This window comes from Pseudoalteromonas sp. SG41-2 (assembly GCF_014164535.1).
GTDB classification, from domain to species: Bacteria; Pseudomonadota; Gammaproteobacteria; order Enterobacterales; family Alteromonadaceae; genus Pseudoalteromonas; species Pseudoalteromonas rhizosphaerae.
Window position 1 is genome coordinate 1 of sequence record NZ_JACJFK010000046.1, and the last position, 19,035, is coordinate 19,035.

The following is a 19,035-nucleotide window of genomic DNA, read 5'->3' on the forward strand; positions in this document are numbered from 1 at the left end:
TTATATTCAGTTTTACAATTACAAACGTAGGCATTCTACGCTTAATTATATGACGCCACATCAGAAATATAATGAATTAAAAAATGCCGCTTAGAATCTCTACAGAATTTGTTGACCATTACAGTATTCGGTTTTACAAACAACAAACTAGACACAGAGCAGCTCTTTTAGGCTTTTTAAACGAAAACACCAATCCTTCAAGAGGATTAGTTCAAAAAACGATTAGAGCGTCTTATACGTGGTTATTTAAGCATGATAAAGAATGGCTCTACCAAAACCTTCCTGCTGAAATACCAAGAGAGCAACGATATGCCTGTAAGAGCGATAAACTTTAAGCCGTCAAGAAGTACTAAGTTGAAATTAAGGGCACTAGCAAAGCGTTATGAGGTATCTATAACTATTGATGAAAGTGAATCAGAAAAAGTATTTGTAAGGGTCATGAAAATACTTCAACCAGACTACGCGATGAATTTTCAAATTAGCGACAGAAGTTCATTATACGAAGAAATCGAAGAAAAGGTTGGTGAGGTTATTATGTGTTACAGAATGAAGTTACCAATAGTTTTGTTTAATGAACTAAATAAACAATTTAAGCAAAAACACTCATTAATTGCTCGGTGGTTCAGGAGACCTAAAGCACCTTTGGAAGGGAAGCGCCCTATTGATGTGTTAAAAGAAGATGGTGGCCTTGATAAAATAATGGGTATGCTAGAGCGCATGAAAACCGGCGACTTTTCTTAGATCTGTTCCATTCTGACAACTGTAACGTTGGCTATTCCAAGCCTCGTTAGAGTTTCACGGTGTACTTCCTCATCATCAGGGTTATAGAAAGTCGCAATCCAATTAGCATCAGGTTTGACTGATTGAGCTAACTTCTGGAAGTAGGGTAAATCTACGTCAGCTAATGAGTGACCTAGAACATACACTTCATCGATATTGCCGAGTTTTGCAAAGAAGTCTTCGTTGTTTTTTATGATCTGTTCTGTTCCCTTGAAAGTTGCTGAGAAATACTGGTTGATAGCATCCTTACCACGCTCGAATGAATAGTCATATTGATCAGATTGATATTCCATCCAATGTTCTAGATCATCATCACTCAATCCTGCTGGTGGTTCGACAGGCTTCTCTTTGAATTTTTCAGGATCCACACCATGACCAAGAATTAACTCATGAACATGTTCATCAGCTTTCTCGTGAATGAATAACACGTTTTCATCGGGGATTGCGTAGTATTGAGCAAGTGTATCTGTATAATTGAATGTAAGGTATACAGCATCTCTATCAAGCTTTACAGCTCCCTTCGGGTCAAACTGAGGAAACTGTACATTCAAAATAAACTCTTTGAATGCTTTATACAGATCAGCGGTGAGAAGTCCGAGTATCCGCTCCATCTCTATTTCAAGCGTGTAGCGGTCTCTGTCTCGGAAACCATCTGAAGCATAGTTTGGCATTGCATCCATGTTTGCTTCCAAAACTGAATCTTTATCAAGCCGTGACATACTCGTTTCAAATTCAGACCATAAAGGGTCTGACATTGTTGTTGGAAAATCTGGAGCTAAGTCAGCAAACCCGTAATAGTCGAGCAATAGCTCATAAGTTTCCCTGTAGTTATCTTTGAGATATAGCCCAAAAGATGTATATTTTGTGTCAAGCCCATGATGAACATCAAAGCCATTACCAATTACATATAGCTTCATGTCATTCACCGTTGATATCTAGTTCTTTGAAGCTAATGATTTCGGAGTGGTCATCAGTTAACTCAAAATATGTATCTTGGAAGTAAAACTCTTCAATGTTTGCGTTAGCTTTTAATCCATCGGTATAGGCAAGTGTTAAGTGGGCAGTGTATGTTTCTTTGTGTTTTACTGTTGACTCATTGCTCAAGACGAATACATATTGCTTGTCTTCAGGATCCCAAGGTGAACGGTCGTAATCTGAGACTCGGTAATCAGCCGTAACAACCACCTCAAACTCTACTTCGTACTCAACCCACTCGGCATCGACATTCTGTAAGTTTTTCTTCTCAACATTCACAGAGTTGATTTCTATAGAATTGATAATATCATCGAAAGGATCTGCGTTTTCATAGTTGAACTCGCCATCTTCGAGAGCTTGCAGGGCATCTGCTTTAATTTGTTCTAGGAGTTGTTCGAATATTTCATCAGCAAATTTGGCTGGTTCTTCGTACGCTTTGTCGCTTCGAACAATCAAATCAATTAGGTCATCGATGTTTTCAAGATGAATGAAGTTATCTTCTTGTTGGCCGAATGATTTCATATCGCCATCGTCACTAACGATGTAGGCTGAATGTCCTCTAGCCAAGCTCACCTGTTTTATAGCCTCTAGCGCAAATGCATCAGGAAACTCGTGTTTTTTTGATTCTTTGCCAAATGGAGGGAGCTTGTTGAAGTAAGCATCAAATACAACTTGAGGGTTAACAGTACTTACATCAATAGTTTCGACATAGCCGTTTTCGACGAAATCATCAAATTTCTCACTGATAACAGCATAAATATCATCACCTTTAACCTTGGTGAAGATGCCATGACAATCAAGCTCTGGGGTGTTTCTTAGGAACATCGCATCTTTTTGCATCTTCTTTATCATAGAAGCTGCTTCTTCAGATTTTCGTTTGAGATGAGCGTCGATCTCTTTCTTCGTCACATCAGTAATAAGCAAGTGAATTTTCTCATCTTCAATTAGTTCTTGAAGACGACCAAGAGCGTGCTGTCCAAATTGATAATTTTTCTTTTCAAAAGCGCTTGTATCGATAAACACTAGCCTTGTCTGTAATTCCATAGTCAATACCTTGAACACATGGTGTAAATTTTCATCAAATAAATATATAAAATAATAGGGTGGTTAACCAACTAATAGCATGTTGATTTTGTTCTATTAATCGAACCTGACAGAGCAAGTTAAAATTTAATCAACTTACTAAAGGTTTTAATCATTAAATCCATCAAAATTAGGAGCTAGGTGGAGACCTTCTACTCCGTATAATGCCAAGCGATTTTTAAGTTTTAATCTAAAGTAATGTTCTTCAACGATAGGATCTTTTGAGCAATCAACATATAACTTTTGAAGTAAGTAACCAACTGATGATGCTCGTACTCGTTTGTGAAGAATGCCATCAGTCATGTTGAATTCATTTAAAACGCCACTTGAATCTTTTAAGCTAGGGTGAGGAATAATTTCTAAATCGACTTGACGATTCCACTGAACATCTTCGTTTTGAAGCTCTTTAGGTAATACAGGTTCTTCAATCGTATGAGCACTTTTAAATCTAGAAATTACAAAATCGGCAAATCTACCTTTTGTTCTATCATAAGCCCTTAAGTGCCATCTTGAACCATTAAACATGTAAGAGTGTGGAATTAGTATTTTTTCACTTGCACCACTAGAGTTGGAGAAATACTCACATGTGATAGGAGCTCGTTGAAGAATTCCTTTTGTTATAGCTGTTACAACCTCAATATCAGGTTCATCAATAATATCGATCACTTCACTCGATATATAAGACTTTGTATTAGCTTGAATCTCATTTCCTGTAAGTTGTGCTAAAACCTCTGAAGATTTGAATTTGAATAACTCTTTCCAATCCTCACTTAAGAAATAGTTTTTTGAATTTGATGAATCAGAGATGTTGTTTGGCATCAGAGTTTTATATTCAGCAATATCTCTACTTGCAGCCGCAGTTCCTATCCCAAACTTTTTAATAAGATCAGCTCTGGTAAAGCTACCTAAAAATCTTAGGCAAAACTCTATGTATCTTAATCTGCTTACTTGTTGTGAAGGTAAATGTTTGAGATCAATCATCTTTAAGCATCGTTTATTTATAATAAAGCTTGTATAGCATAGATTCTATCAAGGTACAAATATAATGCCTTATAAAAATCTTAATGGTTTTTCTACCAAGTCTTAAATAGATCTTGAATATATCATTAGTATACGGTAGTCTATTAATTGAACTGTAAGGGGTGTTAAGTGAACACCCGTATATGTTTGTTATATAGGTTTATTAAATTGTTTATTAAGGGGTAAAAAATGTCAGGAAAAAATCAACATGTAGTACCACATGACTCTGGTTGGGCAGTTAAAGGCGCTGGTAACTCTAAAGCTACATCAGTTCACAGCACGCAGGCAGAAGCGGCAGCACAGGCTCGCTCTATCGCACAGAATCAAGGTTCAGAAATGCTAATACATGGTAAGAACGGTCAAATCAGAGAGAAAAATAGTTACGGTAATGATCCATATCCACCGAAAGGCTAAGTGTTTTGGTGGTTTTAAATGTAACTACTGCTGGTAGGCAAAACTACGGTATTTCTTATTATGTAATGTAATTTGAAGGTTAATAGTATTAGAGGTTATTCATGAAATGGACTAATGGAAAAAAAGAGCAGCTATTTGTTATTGCTAAGGTGCATGATAAAAAGTTAGTAGCTTTGAAGGAAGTAAATGAGTCAAGTGAGGTAATACATTCTATTGCTGAACAAGTTGATGAGGAACCTCGTGCTGTTTTATTCATGTTAGCTAAAATGGGATTTTTTAAGGCTAATAACCGTACTAGTTATAGAGATGGTGTTTTTTATAAAAGAGATGCTAACGTTTCTATTGAGCAGTTTAGTATTCATCCACAATTTGAAAGGTTATCTACAGAAAGAGCAACTCAACTTGAGTTGGCACTAACCGAATTGATCAAAATTAGTAGTCCACTGGAAGATTGCCTATCTCTATTAAGTGAGCAATTCGAGATAAGTGAATTGAATATAAAGTATGAATTAGTTAGGGCTGGTCTTCTAGTTCATGACGGTGCTAAAGGGTATCAATTTTCAGACAGAACATACCTTCAAGAAGACGAACCAATAGCTGTTTCCGTTGGTAAGTTACAACCTGAAAATAAACTGAAAGATGCAGTTAATAAATATAGGGCTCATGCATCCCAATTGTATAATGTAACTAACCACAACAGGCCTTGTTTGATTCAATCAAATGATGGTACTGGTTTTGGCAAATCCTATGGTGTTATTTCCGAGTACATAGATTATTCCACTAAGCCAAATCTTGGCGGTCAATTTACAAATCTTGTTTTTGTTAGTCCACAAAAATCACAATTTGATTTTGATTCAAGCTTAGTTAGTAAAGCACACAACGCCGGTATTGAGTTTGTCGCGTTTCTTTCTATGTTAGATCTTACAGACCTCGAATTTGAGAGTTGGGTTAGCTCACCAAATGGCGAAAAAATAAAAAATAGTGTTCTTTACACAACGTGGATTAAGAAGAAAACCAAGTATAAATCGTTAGAAAAAGGGTTAACTAGGCTTGCACAGTCAGTAAGAACAGTTGAATCACTTCAAAACCGTATTAATACGGAGGTAAAAACCTATGAAGCGGATAATGCTGAGCTTATAAGTGACTTGAAGAAGCAACTTGAAGAACAGCGCAGAAATATGGAAAAAACGTTGTTTGATTTATCTTTGGCCTGCTTAAATTACAATTCTTCCCCCGTGGATTTGGAGACTTTGTTTGAGTCTAATACTGAATTAGACATACTTCGAACTGCGATTATTAAACACTGTATTCCGTTTTCTGTAGCAATGGTTAAACCTTGTATCATGCTTGCTACAACTAACAAGTTTGATCTTAATATTCGATTGCCTCAAAAAAATCCTCAAGGACTGTTTTCCTTTAAATCAATGCCATTTGATTGCATTGTTGGTGGAAAAAAGCATCTGACGGATTCTAATATTAGAACCGGTATTCACCTATCTGATAAACATGAGAAAAGAGTCGAGTTTTTAAAAGGAGACTTTTTCGAGGCTGATGATTCTAATTACTTCCGCGATAAAGGAATAGGCTTTACAGTTGTCATCGATGAATTACATGATGCACACAAGCTTTTCTCTGATTCTGCAACGACTACTTTAATTACCCCTGACATTCAGCTATCCCATGTATTTGCCGGTGTTTATCGAATATATATGCAAGCAACGGAAACCGTTGAAAGTGATATTGAATACACGCCATTTTACGCTGATAAGTTAGCTTTTATAGAAAAAATTAAAGATAACCTTTCTAAATATTGTGATTTATCGGCGGGTCTCAATTTGAAATCAGTTTTAACTACATTTGCAGGAAATATTGATTTTGTTCAGATAAGGCATGGTGATGCAGAACAAATAATTAACCTTACAAGAAATGCTTTTTGTTTTACCCCTAAGCGTTACTTTAATGAAGATGGTCTAAAAAGAATTAAAGTTCGATTAGCTCATGGTACGGGGACATGCCAGCTTTATTATACTACCGATGAATCTGATAACACTTTATCGCTGCATGATGTTTATCAAGTAACTATGGCCGTTTTGGCAGCAGCAGCTAAAGAGTTCAAATCATCATCTGAATTTGTTAAGTCACTGAAACAGGGCGGAGATAGTAGCCAAAACTACCCACTATACAAATTCATGAAGAAAGCTAGAACGGTAGCATCTGAAGTCGAAAGCATGTTTGATCGCCCAGATGAGAGTGAGGAAATTCAGATTGACCATTTTTATACATACTTTCATCCAAAAACGGTGTTTTCTTTAATCCCGCAAAAGTTACTTGAATTTAGAGAGCCGTCATTAGAAAAGCTCACTTATGTAAATTTTTCTTTGAGTTTAATTAAAGAGCAACCTGAAGTTTCAATTCTACGGATGCTGCATAATACGCAAAATTCAGTAATAGCGCTAAGTGCTACAAGTGGTATAAATAAAAATATTGTTGGTCAATATAATCAACCGTTTTTGAGAAAATACTGTTGTGAAGGTAATAATAACCTAGGCGTAGAAATTGTTGTTAGAGATTCAAATTCAAAAGATACACTCGTTAATTTAAGAGAAACAAGAGCTGAATTGAGGAAAGTTCAGTTTCACGTATTTGATGAAAACCGTGAGGTCATAGATGAACGTGTACTAACAGATGATTTTAAGGCTACTTTTGATTTCTGGTATAACAGACTGAAAGATTACAGTTTTAAGCAAGACAAATACAAAACGATTGAATTTAAAAGGCAATTATCAGCCTGGTTACTTTGTGCCTATGATGGTAAGCATACGTTAACTTTGGCGTTATCGGGAAATTTTTTAGGGGCACTAAAAAAATATGTGATGGCAATAAGGGCAGGAAGAGCAGCTCAACCTAAAGGGTTTAGAGAGTTAGACAAAAAGGGAAGAATATTCCAATTTACTCCTTTCCAAGGTAAACCTGTAATCCAAACCGTGCTTTTTAATGCTGAACTTAATAAAGAGGTTGATGTTAGAAAGTTTGTTCAAGTTGATTCAAACAATTTGAAGTTAGCGTTTATGTCTACCTACAAAGGTGCCGGCACAGGGTTAAACTATTTTGTTGAATACCTCAATGAATCCGGTGGTAGATTCGAGGTTGATTTTGAGCGACTGGTGTTAGTTAATTCTCCCTTCTGGAGCCAAGTTATAAAAGATAGTGCAACCGGCGAAAAAACACTTTATTCGTTAGCTAATTGTCTATCAATAATGAAGCGCATTTCAGATACTTCTGAAGACAAAGCACTTAGCGAATTTGAGGTAAATCTCGTTCATGGTAAAGATTACCGATTCTTGAATTATGAGCATGAGCTTGAGTTACTGAAAGCTATTATGCAAGCCATTGGTCGCATTGAAAGAAAAGATGCGAATATGCTTAGTGAAATATATATGGCATCTGATATTGCTGATATAGCGGCTGTTCAGTTTTCGAGGTTATCTAAAGACCATAAAAATGACATATTTTTCGAAAGTATGTCGTTACTAAATCATCGCTTTAAAACTGAATGTCACGAAAGAAGCCTTGAGGTCGGATTCAAAACACAGTCTGAGAGAGAGGTGTTTGAATTAGAGGTCGAATCATCAGGCGAGCTTTTGAATGAGTTTTTTGAAGTAACAGTCCCCGAGATTATTGAAGACGCCCGAAGAGGTGATGATGATTCTATGGAGTTTAATGAATTATTAAGAAAGATAACGTCTGTCAGTAACCCAGAGAAGTACATTCAACAATTACAAACATCTCAAATAGCAAAAAGTGATAAATTGGTTGCCGCTGCAATTGATAAATTGTACATAACGTTAGACGGAAATAAGCAGAGTTTAAAACTCTGTTACAGCGATAAATCTCCAGAAATATTGACTGATATAGTCAATGGAGATCGCCTATATCGCCCAGAAAAAATGATATCTTTAGACTACACCAGTAAAATGGAATTTACTCAGGATAACCTAGTCACAACGCTCGTTCGTGAAAGTGCATCAATATCCTTAGGTGCTTTCCAAAAGTATGTACCTCACCCAAAATTTATCAAATTGATTAAAGGTAATGTAGGAGAACACTTGTTTTCTTTGCTCCTAGATAAACTTAACGTTACTCCGCTATCTACTCAGGAAGTTATTAAAAGGGTTGGAAAAAGAGCGTATGAGCTTTTTGACTTTTATGCAGAAGTCGAGGGAATGCTGTTATGCATTGACGTTAAAAATTGGTCATCTAGTTTAGATAAAGCAGTGCTTTCTAAAAGTACCCACCAAAAAGCACTATCAAAGGTTAATACTATCTCAGACTATGTTAGCGGTACTTATGACGAAGTTCATTACATCTATGTAAATGGTCGCTTAGAGAATAATTCATTGAACCACGAGCAAGAAGTTGATAACAGCGGGAAACTCTATTATTTGAACCTTTTTAAAGAAGAATCTAGCTATAGACCAAAACACAAAAGAAATGCAGATGGTGAGACCACAGCATATTTTGATGGTAGTCAGCTTAAACAAAGAATTGCACTTAATCGTGTGGTATCAACTTTACTTCAAGGAAATGTGTAATGACTTATCAAAGTACTATTCTTGCCAATAATATGCCAGCAGCATCCACTAATATTATTGATGTTCACGGTGAGCTCAATGAACTTATAGCATCATTATTTCAATCACTTAATAGTGATTTATACATAGGCTGTAAGTCTAAGTCTTTCGTTAAGGAAGAAAAGAGCCAAGCTGAATTTGAGCAAAGAATTCATCGAGAAATAAAAATATCAATTCGCAGAGAATTAGAATTATCTAAGGATAAAAATGTTCAATATGAGATGGTAAAGCTATATAACAATGGCTCGTATGAAGTATATTTTTTCTATTTAACCCATATTTTACCTAACTACGCTGAATTGGTTGAGGAATTATCTCAACTAAGTAAGTCACAAAAAGAGCGTTTGATATCTGGGCTAATTAGCTTGCAGCTTAAGACTGAGTTTATTGAGCAAACCAAGGGTAAATACGAGTTTTCTCCAAGCTTTTATAACGCAGAGCTTTATTTAAGCGTGCAAAGATCTGGTCGAGAGAAAAAGAATGGAACAGCATATTTTGAAGTTCTGAAGCCTGAAATTTATTTTTCGCCTACTCAAGAGTTGTGTTTTGAGTTAAAGAAAAAGGTTTTTAAAACTCAAAAGTTAGAGGCAGTAACAGCAGATCTAGATGAAACCAAAGCGTTATTTAAAAACAAAGAATTTTCCTATCAGGCAAGTAGAGATATTAGCGCCACGAAATTCTCCAAACGCAAGTTTATGTCTTTTGGTGAAAAATATCCTGCTTCAGTTAATTATGCACAAAACCTTATCTCTGACATATTACAAGGCATATTAAATAGACTAGATATAGCATTCGAACCACGCATCTTTAATGCAACGCATGTAACTGATCAATTTTTAGAATCTGAAAAAGAGCATCCCTCAAACATTGTTCTAATAGATAATTTGGGACATGATTTTGACCCAGTGAAAAAAGATAAAGCTTTATCTCAGCTTCATTCAGAGTTCGAGAAAGCTGGTCTGTTAGTTGTTAAGCCTTCATTAGTAATTGAAGATATGTCACCTGATGTAAGTTATATCGTATTAAATGAAGGGGATGGAAATACTAGTATCACTTTATCTTGTGATCCAGATAGGGTGTTTACTGGTTTTTGGGATGCTTATTGCAATACAAGTTTTTCGCAAAAGCAGAACCTTGATTACTATACACGATTAAAAATTGATAAATTTGAATCACAAACGAAGGTTGTTATACAGGGGCTAAACTTTTCTGAATCGGATAAAGAATCGATAGTCAAAGGTGATGAAGAACGCTATGCGATATCCCCCTATAAGTTAGAAAGAATTAAATCAGAACTGTGGTTAAAACAGAGTGTCTTCATTAATCAGCAATTTACAGACATTAACTTGCCTAGTGCAAGCTTAAAGCTTGTTTATGTAAGAAAAACGGCAAGAAGAAAAAATAACTTTTTTGCATCAGTTGTTGAAGTGACGATAAAAGACAATGTATTAAAAATAACAAATAACCAGGTGATTAAATCTGAAGCTAGATTGAAATTAGAGTGTTCTTTTTTTGGAGAACGAAACTTTCACAACGGTAGTTTCTATTTATACGATGAAGATAATGATGTTTTACTTACGTCATATAGCACAATACGTGTGCCTCAAGTTATTGGTAACACCTTAGTTGATTCTATTTCAGTTGCAGAAAGTGATGAACGAACCGTCAATCGACAAAGCAGCATTGAAAGTTCTGTATTGCCTTACTATTTATTGCCGAAAGAACGTAAGCAGTACCATCATGTTTATCTGCAAGAAGCTGGTGCTGACCTATTCTACTTTGTAGCCCAAAAGCAAAGACCTAATCAAGATATAGCAAAGCAAAATCGTATCTATAACTTACTTACCTTCAATAGTAATGGTGACTTGTTGAATGCTTTGGAACAACCAATAACACACTTGTTTTTTAATTCGTTTACCGAAGACATTTTAAAAATAAATGAAGTAAGTAAGAGCTCGCTATTGGAAAAAATTGCCAAGTTATATATCGAAAATTAGTACATTCAGAAGATGTGAACTCTCTTAGTTAGGAATTGTTGTATTTATGAAGAATTGCAGTGGAGCAAAGGAAGTGAAAAAGTATTTACCTACAAAATACTTCTTTGATGAAAAACGTTGGTTAAAGCAAGAGCAATCTTCTGGGCAATATTATCGTCAAAGCGGAGTTGTAATTGGTAATTTATTACGAGACGTTGATGAGGAATTTCAAGGTGTGCTAAATGAACATGGCTCCCTTTCTGAAGTTGAAATTATCGTATTTCAAGCCAATTATACAGCTAAGTTGTTTAAGGATATCGAAAATGGGACTGCGCCAGAGAGTGTAAATCAAATATTTGAAGTGATTAGTGATGGAACAATGCTATTGTTGAAAACTGCGTATTCTGAATTTTCAGGATATAAGCCCCTGTTTGTGTACGAATCTTTGTTAAGGCTTGCATCGGAACGAATTTACTTAGAAGAGAAGTGGAAAAAAGTTGAAAATTCTAGGTTAGCATTAGAAGAGTTTACTGGTGAATTAAAGTTTCGTACTGTTAATAATGAGCTTGATTTTGGAGAAGTTATTGCAATTGAAAGATTCCAAGATCATATGAATCAATTGAACTTTGAGGCAAAACAGGATAGAGACTTTAAAGATAATAGATTGAAGGCTATCCCATCTATTTTGAATATTAGTATGGATGGTATTGGTATAGAGTTTTCAGCTGTAGATCACAATGTAGACAATCAAAGTTACACTTTAATGTGCCAAACAAAGTTTTATTATAAAAAATTTTTGGATGTAAAGTTTAAAAACTATGATGAAATTTCTATTCTGGATTTGAGTGCTTTCTGGTTAGTGTTTTCAAATCTTGCATTAGCATTTCTCAATACACTCAAATCTCATGTTGATAAAGGAATTTATTATGCTTTTTCAAAAAAAGAGCTAATTGATATTCTTGCTTATTGCACAGGTTTTACAGATAAGAAAGCAGAACAATTAATCGAGTTATTTACTAATAAGAAAGAAATGTTAACAGAATCTGATTTGTATATAAGGCCATTGTATCAAATAGATGAAACTATCCACTTGTGTATTCCAACATTACTGACAGGACAGTTTACTAGAGTTGTCGACTATTATGTGAATACAGAAGTAGCGCCAGCAGTTAAGAGCAAGAAAAGTGAAAACAAAGGGAGATTCTTTGAGCTGGATTTTGTTGATACTCTTGAAGAGCAGATTAGAAAGAATAAACTGCTGAAAAACATCTTTTGTAAAGTACTGAATGTAGGGTTTGAACAAAGACCGGGAAAAGACAACGAAGAAATCGATATCATTTTAAGAATAGGGGAAACCTATTTAATAATCGAAGCGAAGTCTTTTACATATCGAATAGGTAGTTCTGGCTTAAAAAATAATATAAAAACAATTACTGAGTCTAATTTAGAAAGAAAAAAACAGTTTTTCATTGATGATTATGAAAGGTTTAAGAAAAGCTATGACCCTACTGCAAATTTCGTATTTGATGAAGCGAAGGTTCTATGTTGCTACTTATCAAGTGCGCCTCATTGTGTTGGAATTCGTTTGAATGGTTATCCAGTAGTGGACCCCTCAATTATCGAAAGATACTTTGGAAACAGTAACTTTGTAATGGTTAATCAAGATAAAGGAATAAAGAACTTTTGCTTTTATAAAAATGAACTTGAAGCAGAGAAAAATCTAAAGAGGTATTTAGATGAACTACCTCAATTAAGCCATTACAGAAATTGTTTTAGTTATGCTCGCTCTAATTTTCAAAGACTTTATAAAGGAAAGAAAGTTATATTTGACGAGCCGTACTTTGATTTTGGTTCTGGTCGCATAGAGGGTGAATTACTTAAAACATGGTCATTAGCAGATAGATGGCATGCAATTAAATAGTTAAGGTTTTTGATAATGTTTATAAAGACTGAGATAACATCCGAGGACGATTTCTATTCCCTAGATAGTTTATCTAAAGAGTTACCATGGTTAGATGATCGAGAGTATCAATCAGGGATCTTAGCGTTGTGGGAAGAGCTCAAAGATGATGAAAGTAAAAAGCTAGTAATTGATTTGCTTAAGCGACTTAAACATTTGAATGACAAATGCATGAACAATAATGCATATAAGATAGTCGACAAAATAAAAGAATGGGAAATTAAAGCAGATAATGTAGTGCTGGTTGCTACATCTGATGGTGATGAAATAGATGGTTCTGTTGCAGGCCTACAATTTTTAAAGAATAAATTAGCTACATTGGAGGGCTGGAGCGAAAAATTACTTTTCTCTAACTTTGAAGCAGCTTTGGACGATATTAAAAGGGGGATCACGGAAGTATTAATTTTTGATGACTTTATAGGTTCTGGAAAAACGATGGTTAATAAGTTGGAAGTGTTTAAAAGTAAGTTAAATGAGTCTGATATTGAAGGTGTTCACTTTCGGATTTTGGGTTTTGCTGCGATGGAACATGGTATTCAACATATTAACGATAATCTAGATTTATCAATATTCTGCCCTGTTACCCTTAAAAAAGGGATTTCGGATTATGAAGCTGAAGAGGCTGATGAATACAAATCTTTAATGGTGGGCTTAGAAAGTAATTTACAAAAGAAATATGAGGGTTTGAAAATTAAAGACTTCTCTTTAGGTTACAAAGAATCAGAAACTCTTTATCAAGTGTATGGCAACAATTGTTCAAATAACGTCTTTCCTTTATTTTGGTGGCCTAAAAAGAAAGGTGGAAAGCCTAGAAATACATTATTTCGGAGGTTAAGGTAATTATGAATCCAATCTCGATTAAATTAGTATTTGATTTAGCTACAGATAAAGAAGAGCATGAACTTTATGAGCTACATAAAAAATACCGTTTAACGCCAACAGAAATTAAAGAAGCAGTGGCGTTTCTAAGTGAACAAAAGGTAATAGATCATAATGGTCGTTTTTTTAAGTTATCTAAAAATCTTACAGGAAGTCAACTGAGTGTCATTTATAATGCGATTGTTGCTAGGAGCTTAGAGCTAGATAAACTTGAAATACAAAAAATTATTGATAAAGCCAAGCCGACAACAGAGTTGTATAAACCTAATTTAGAAATAATAGATGAAACTTTAAGGTTAGACTAATACCGATATACCGTGGTATTGTTAACTGTCGCTTGTTTACTAGCGTTAGGGTGTATTCGCCCTATAGTGGGAGGTTATTTTTAACCTCATACATGAGAAGCTAATTATTATTTCGTAGTAACAAGCGACCATTAAAAATAAGAAGTCAGGTTATAAGTTGTTAAATTCGAGTCAATGGAAGAGTTTTTTAGTCAATGAAGGGATTAGTGTTGAACAATCCGACCTCTTAGCTAATTACACTGAACAATTAACGAGTAGTGGTTTTCCCGTCATCTTTGAGTTAGAGCACTTCGCTGTGTTGCTAGGTGTCGAAAAGAACTACTTATACAGAATGATGTACAAAAGTAGGGAGTTTTATCGTACATTTAAAATTAGCGGTAAAAAGAAAAAAAGATTAATCAATTTCCCATACCCAATCCTTAGTTATGTCCAATCTTGGATTAAAGAGCATATTCTAGAAAATATTGAAGTTAGTGAACAAGCATATGGCTACGTGAAGTCCCGATCAATTCTTGATAATGCTAAATTACATCTTGGCTGTACGCAACTTCTAAAATTAGATTTTAAAGACTTTTTTGGTCATATTAGCATTCATGATGTAAAGCGGGTATTTCGTGATGTTGGCTTCACGCCTAAGTTAAGTTATCAAATGGCAAAAATTTGCAGTGTGAATGGTTGTTTACCTCAAGGTGCTCCTTCAAGCCCTATTCTTAGTAACTTAATTATGAGGAAGTTAGATAATGAGTTAGCACACTTATCTAAATTTCATAATATTAAGTTCAGTCGTTATGCAGATGACTTAGCATTTTCTGGTGAAATAATACCAAGTAGCTTCATAGTAATGATTGTAAAAATTATTGAGAGTAATGGCTTTACTTTGAACCATAAAAAGTTTGCCCATAAAAAATCAGGTCAAAAGAAAATGGTAACAGGTTTGTGCATTACCGGTGATAGAGTAAGAGTTCTAAAAAAAACTCGGAGAGAATTTAGACAAAAACATCATTATCTAATGTTAAACAAAGAAAAGTCATTCAACGGTGATTATGGAGATCTCGACGTTTTATATCTTGACAAAATAATTGGTTTAGGGCGGTTTATCAAGTTCATAGAGCCAAATAATACATTTGTGAGTAAGGCTGTTGAGGATTTAGCTTCACTAAAGAAAGAGCTCTTTTCAATTGTCTAACAATTTGCATTTGCCTCTATTCTTGTAGAATCCAACTAAAGCTTAATTAACCAACTTAATTAATAGCGTTGTTTAAAATTATCAATAGTTTCATGATTAGTTAACCAACTTCCATTAATAGAAAGCGGTGAAAATATCAAAATAAACAACCCCCGAGTTAACCAACCTCATTAATGATCCTCAATTGATAAAAGTCATTATAGTTTGGGAATGAAATTATAGATTGGGAATCCAATCTCTATTCCCAAACAATAATTATTAAAAAGGGTGAGCTGAAGTGGCTCACCTTTTTTTATTTCTAGTCCAATGTTTAGTTATTTTTCAACTTTTGCAACTGGTTCAAGTGACGTCATTTTTAGATAAGTCATACTTTCAATATCTAACTTATCAAAAGGGTATTGGCCTCGAATATTATCATTAAAAACCTTCCCCATTGATGTTGAGTAATACAACTCATCCCATACTAAAATAGGTATATTGTAATAACGATAAACACTTCCTGATTCAAATTTGAGATCAAGAATTTTATTAATCGTTGAATAGCCGATGTGTGAAAAAGCATCTGAATTTACAGGGTGTTGTTCAAATAAGGGGAAAGGAGTTTGGTTTAAAATAGAAGCTTCAATTTTAGCACTTATTGCATTTGCAACTGCATTATTTCTTAGGTATGCAGCAATTAACCCATGACCAGTTGAGTCAAATAAAGACTCAGCAGAATAGTTTGAAGGTAAACTACCAAATAAAATCCTTACGGCTCGTATGACCCAGTCTTCGTCAAGTGTAAGGTGTGAAATGATCTCTTTATATTCCTCCCCCAAACTTCCTCCTATTGAACTTGTTGGTGTTGCTATTGCGGCTAGGCTAACCAGTGGATAATCGGAAGCAAGATACCCGTCGCTATATTGATAAGTAGATATGGTTTCCTCAAAAAGAGCATTGGTGTAAAAGTTACCTTGCGAGTGACCAATAAGAATAATACGGTTGCAAGAATGCATCTGAAATTGAAGTCTTTGAAATGCATTTTTATAGTCTGTCTCGTCAATAATAGAGTAATTTACTTCAGTAAATACATCCTGTAAAACAGACTCAATTTGAGCGATATCTATATCTGATAGTGAGCTAACAGTGCCTCCAATTATTGCAGTTATTATACGATACTCAGGTGAAAATACGGGCAAGTCACTATAATTTTGCTGTGCGACTTCATATATTTGCATAAATATAGCTTCACTTTTATTATCTCCCTGTAGGAAATGCTCCTTTTTTAAATTCAGGTAGGTGAGAATTTTGAAAGTTACCTAATCTATTTAAGTTTGCCCTATATTGCTTGATATTAGTCCACATCCCATTTACATAGAAAATGCGCACATTATCAATATTTCTAGAGCAATACCGATCTTGTGCTTGATAATTACCATTCGCCAAAACTGGAAATATAAGTAAGAGTAAAATATATATAGCTTTCATTTTATGTCCTTCTTAAGGATATTGCAGTCTTGATCAGCACTTCGATGAAAACCGTCATCCCAAGCAATATAGTCACTAATTTTATTTTGGCTTTTTCGGTTAGCGTAAGCTCTATCTATCGTATTAAAGTATAAAACTTCAGGTTCTCTAAAGTGTGGGTGTGAATTTTGTAAATATTGAACACAGTAGCTTATGTTGAGCATATCCAAAATAATCTGCTTACCGATCTCAGTATCTAAATTTGGTATACGGCCCTGCTCTATATCAATAACCAGTTGTAATGTTGAAGCGGCACCTAAACTAAAGGTGATGAGCTGTGGAGAATCAAACTTTTCATACACATAGCGCTCATAATCGTCGCGGATACCGTTGTCATTTTGATCAACACCGTCCAGCGTTTTATAGTCGTCAGGGTGTTCAGGTGGTAAATCTGGGGTTTGGTAAAATAAATCTTTAATTTTTTGCCAACTACTGTGGGGGGCGGGTTCGTTATTCTCATTCCAGTAGCGGGCAAGGTAGTAGTCGGCTCCGTGTTTTACAAGGTTGCCACCTTGATACACTTTGTTTGCTTGCCATTTTTCTATCACAGTATTTTGCAGCCAAATCCAACCATCCCAATGGGGTTGGTTTTCTATCGGTTCAATGCCTTTAACCCAAAAAGCGGCAATAAATAAGCTGTTGTTGTGAGTCACAACATCACCGGCTACATAAATTGAGCTGGCATTCCATTGTGGGTGGTTTGGTTGAATATCGGCTAAATCTGTATTTTTAGATTGTGAGTTAAGCTTAAAAATATTTGTCGCGTAAGCATATGAACAAAAAAGTAACCAAGCAATAATGATGAGTTTAGTCATTGCAAATTCCTTTTGATGAAGTTCCATTACTTTTTTAATTAAGTTCACTTTTTAGGTAAATGCAAGGTGGGAGGATTAAATATTTAAAAGTAATTACTGAATTTGTAGATGTGGATTAATCGGCTAATGAATTTAATATTAGTGTTAAAATCAGCTTTTGTTGGCGCTAAGCTTGCTGGCGCGTGTGGATTTGTAGCCTGGGCTTTAGCCTGAGAACTTAGTATAGCTATGAGGCGACGAATAAGGCATTGGCTAACAGTTTTACTCGCTAACGTGGTGATCCAAATCAGGACGGAGGGTTTCAAACTGAACAGCAACAGGTACATCACTACCTATCAGGGGTAAACAGTCGTAATTACCAGCTTGTGACCCTGTTTGGTTCTTTCTATTTAATCACTAGCAAAATATTACATTAAGTTTTGAGATAGGTTACCGAGCACCTTCGCCGTTTACAGTAATCAAAAAACTGGATTAATTAAGGCGTAATATTCAGCGCAACTGATGCACTTATATCGCGACAATGTTCCGTTTCTATATGTATGGCTATCTGAGGTAATATTTGATTATTTACCGTGCGAACCGCGTGCATCAGGTTCTTTGGTAGTGTAATCAGTACAGTGTTTTCATCATCTTTACCGGGGCTAAGTATGAACTCCTTTTTAACTTCAATTTCTTCAATCTGTGTCACGTGACGGACAATTCTTTTTCTATTAAAGGAACTGTTATCATCATCGGTTGAAAAAACAAAAAATACCTCAAGAACTTCAATACGAGCAACTAGCCTCTTTATCTTTACTGCTTGCGTAGGTGACACTTTGTATTTGGTTTTAATAGTTTGCCCTGGTTTAAAATCTTGGTGATCAACTTTGATTGATATTGGCCCACATCGACTACGATCCAATTCTTTGCGATAGTAAAAATAGGTTTTAGGAACAAAAAACAACCATAAAGCCGTGCATATCCATCCAAAGGTAGATGGAGCCCATAGGCTTGGGATGGCAATCAGGCTTAACAAGATTGAAAACAGTGTTAAGCGAATACGAAACTGAAGCGGTTTAGAATTTCCATGCCCTTCATACACATTTTCCACTTCTGCTGGCTGTTGGGGAGGAAGGCGACGAACTAATTGTGACTCACCTTGCTCATTTTTGGAAAAAAGCCCGTATTCTATTTGGATTGCCCCCGGTGTTTGCGTCGTAAACGTTGGTTTAGAAGGAATTGAAGATTGGTTTGAATAATCAAGTAAATATTTTTTAATAACTTTTTTATCCCAGCCCAGGGGAATATCCGCGTAAGCTATGATATACCAATCTATCGATAATTTATCGCCGTGCCAGGTTATCGGATAGTCATCCATCGCAAACTGAAAGGGGAGGTGATCTAAGGGATCCCCAAAAATAATTATTAAGTTTCAATTACATCACTCACATCCATATTTTTCCAATCGATTTGCACTACTACCTGTACGAAATAGGCTAGTCCTTCCAAATAATCTCGCCGTCGCA

The 19,035-nt window shown here is 35.2% G+C and carries 16 protein-coding genes; 9 read left to right on the plus strand and 7 right to left on the minus strand.

Annotated elements, in window-relative coordinates; all coding sequences use genetic code 11:
- Nucleotides 1-94: IS3 family transposase (locus H5186_RS23420; protein WP_404936147.1), on the plus strand; the 94-nt coding region annotated here is incomplete at its 5' end.
- Between the two features lie 158 nt (nt 95-252).
- Nucleotides 253-741, plus strand: coding sequence for an MbcA/ParS/Xre antitoxin family protein (locus H5186_RS21500; protein ID WP_182794939.1), 489 nt, complete (start codon nt 253-255; stop codon nt 739-741).
- On the opposite strand, the gene H5186_RS21505 is transcribed toward H5186_RS21500, so the two are convergent.
- The 3 genes from H5186_RS21505 to H5186_RS21515 form a co-directional block, all read right to left on the minus strand.
- The gene (locus H5186_RS21505) at nt 738-1,697 is read right to left on the minus strand and encodes a bacteriophage abortive infection AbiH family protein (RefSeq protein ID WP_182794940.1); all 960 of its coding nucleotides are present in this window, start codon (nt 1,695-1,697) and stop codon (nt 738-740) included. The genes H5186_RS21500 and H5186_RS21505 overlap by 4 nt on opposite strands.
- 1 nt (nt 1,698) lies before the next feature.
- Nucleotides 1,699-2,799 (minus strand): PIN domain-containing protein, encoded by a 1,101-nt coding sequence (locus H5186_RS21510; RefSeq protein ID WP_182794941.1) that lies wholly within the window; start codon nt 2,797-2,799, stop codon nt 1,699-1,701.
- Between the two features lie 147 nt (nt 2,800-2,946).
- The gene (locus H5186_RS21515; RefSeq protein ID WP_182794942.1) at nt 2,947-3,819 is read right to left on the minus strand and encodes a YafY family protein; all 873 of its coding nucleotides are present in this window, start codon (nt 3,817-3,819) and stop codon (nt 2,947-2,949) included.
- 228 nt (nt 3,820-4,047) lie between these two features.
- On the opposite strand from H5186_RS21515, the gene H5186_RS21520 reads away from it, so the two are divergent.
- From H5186_RS21520 to H5186_RS21550, 7 genes are all read left to right on the plus strand, one after another.
- A complete protein-coding gene (locus tag H5186_RS21520; RefSeq protein WP_101215510.1) occupies nt 4,048-4,272 on the plus strand; it encodes a DUF2188 domain-containing protein in 225 nt (74 codons plus the stop codon).
- A 101-nt stretch (nt 4,273-4,373) separates the two neighbouring features.
- Entirely contained in the window at nt 4,374-8,864 is a 4,491-nt protein-coding gene (locus H5186_RS21525; protein ID WP_182794943.1) for a hypothetical protein, read from the plus strand.
- Complete coding sequence (locus tag H5186_RS21530; protein WP_182794944.1) at nt 8,864-10,900, plus strand: hypothetical protein; 2,037 nt, start codon at nt 8,864-8,866, stop codon at nt 10,898-10,900. The genes H5186_RS21525 and H5186_RS21530 overlap by 1 nt, the downstream gene beginning before the upstream one ends.
- Nucleotides 10,901-10,973: 73 nt before the next feature.
- Nucleotides 10,974-12,800 (plus strand): hypothetical protein, encoded by a 1,827-nt coding sequence (locus H5186_RS21535; RefSeq protein ID WP_182794945.1) that lies wholly within the window; start codon nt 10,974-10,976, stop codon nt 12,798-12,800.
- Between the two features lie 15 nt (nt 12,801-12,815).
- On the plus strand, nt 12,816-13,679 hold the full coding sequence (locus tag H5186_RS21540; RefSeq protein ID WP_182794946.1) for a hypothetical protein: 864 nt from the start codon (nt 12,816-12,818) through the stop codon (nt 13,677-13,679).
- 2 nt (nt 13,680-13,681) lie between these two features.
- Nucleotides 13,682-14,023 (plus strand): hypothetical protein, encoded by a 342-nt coding sequence (locus H5186_RS21545; protein ID WP_182794947.1) that lies wholly within the window; start codon nt 13,682-13,684, stop codon nt 14,021-14,023.
- Between the two features lie 157 nt (nt 14,024-14,180).
- Nucleotides 14,181-15,209 (plus strand): reverse transcriptase domain-containing protein, encoded by a 1,029-nt coding sequence (locus H5186_RS21550; protein ID WP_182794948.1) that lies wholly within the window; start codon nt 14,181-14,183, stop codon nt 15,207-15,209.
- A gap of 314 nt (nt 15,210-15,523) precedes the next feature.
- Here the strand turns inward: H5186_RS21550 and H5186_RS21555 are convergent, their stop codons facing one another.
- The 4 genes from H5186_RS21555 to H5186_RS21565 all read right to left on the minus strand — a co-directional run bounded on the left by H5186_RS21555 (nt 15,524) and on the right by H5186_RS21565 (nt 18,887).
- On the minus strand, nt 15,524-16,426 hold the full coding sequence (locus H5186_RS21555) for a KTSC domain-containing protein (protein ID WP_259399239.1): 903 nt from the start codon (nt 16,424-16,426) through the stop codon (nt 15,524-15,526).
- A 19-nt stretch (nt 16,427-16,445) separates the two neighbouring features.
- Nucleotides 16,446-16,676: a hypothetical protein gene (locus H5186_RS23170; protein ID WP_259399240.1), complete on the minus strand. Its 231-nt coding sequence runs from the start codon at nt 16,674-16,676 to the stop codon at nt 16,446-16,448.
- Nucleotides 16,673-17,530 (minus strand): chitodextrinase, encoded by an 858-nt coding sequence (locus H5186_RS21560; RefSeq protein ID WP_182794949.1) that lies wholly within the window; start codon nt 17,528-17,530, stop codon nt 16,673-16,675. The genes H5186_RS23170 and H5186_RS21560 overlap by 4 nt, the downstream gene beginning before the upstream one ends.
- Before the next feature lie 475 nt (nt 17,531-18,005).
- Nucleotides 18,006-18,887 (minus strand): hypothetical protein, encoded by an 882-nt coding sequence (locus H5186_RS21565; protein ID WP_182794950.1) that lies wholly within the window; start codon nt 18,885-18,887, stop codon nt 18,006-18,008.
- Between the last annotated feature and the right edge of the window lie 148 nt (nt 18,888-19,035).

What these genes read in the sequence shown, in the direction of transcription:
- H5186_RS21500 (WP_182794939.1), top strand. Translation starts at nt 253, where the DNA reads ATGATAAAGAATGGCTCTACCAAAACCTTCCTGCTGAAATACCAAGAG.
- H5186_RS21505 (WP_182794940.1), bottom strand. Translation starts at nt 1,697, where the DNA reads ATGAAGCTATATGTAATTGGTAATGGCTTTGATGTTCATCATGGGCTT.
- H5186_RS21510 (WP_182794941.1), bottom strand. Translation starts at nt 2,799, where the DNA reads ATGGAATTACAGACAAGGCTAGTGTTTATCGATACAAGCGCTTTTGAA.
- H5186_RS21515 (WP_182794942.1), bottom strand. Translation starts at nt 3,819, where the DNA reads ATGATTGATCTCAAACATTTACCTTCACAACAAGTAAGCAGATTAAGA.
- H5186_RS21520 (WP_101215510.1), top strand. Translation starts at nt 4,048, where the DNA reads ATGTCAGGAAAAAATCAACATGTAGTACCACATGACTCTGGTTGGGCA.
- H5186_RS21525 (WP_182794943.1), top strand. Translation starts at nt 4,374, where the DNA reads ATGAAATGGACTAATGGAAAAAAAGAGCAGCTATTTGTTATTGCTAAG.
- H5186_RS21530 (WP_182794944.1), top strand. Translation starts at nt 8,864, where the DNA reads ATGACTTATCAAAGTACTATTCTTGCCAATAATATGCCAGCAGCATCC.
- H5186_RS21540 (WP_182794946.1), top strand. Translation starts at nt 12,816, where the DNA reads ATGTTTATAAAGACTGAGATAACATCCGAGGACGATTTCTATTCCCTA.
- H5186_RS21545 (WP_182794947.1), top strand. Translation starts at nt 13,682, where the DNA reads ATGAATCCAATCTCGATTAAATTAGTATTTGATTTAGCTACAGATAAA.
- H5186_RS21555 (WP_259399239.1), bottom strand. Translation starts at nt 16,426, where the DNA reads ATGCAAATATATGAAGTCGCACAGCAAAATTATAGTGACTTGCCCGTA.
- H5186_RS23170 (WP_259399240.1), bottom strand. Translation starts at nt 16,676, where the DNA reads ATGAAAGCTATATATATTTTACTCTTACTTATATTTCCAGTTTTGGCG.
- H5186_RS21560 (WP_182794949.1), bottom strand. Translation starts at nt 17,530, where the DNA reads ATGACTAAACTCATCATTATTGCTTGGTTACTTTTTTGTTCATATGCT.
- H5186_RS21565 (WP_182794950.1), bottom strand. Translation starts at nt 18,887, where the DNA reads ATGGATGACTATCCGATAACCTGGCACGGCGATAAATTATCGATAGAT.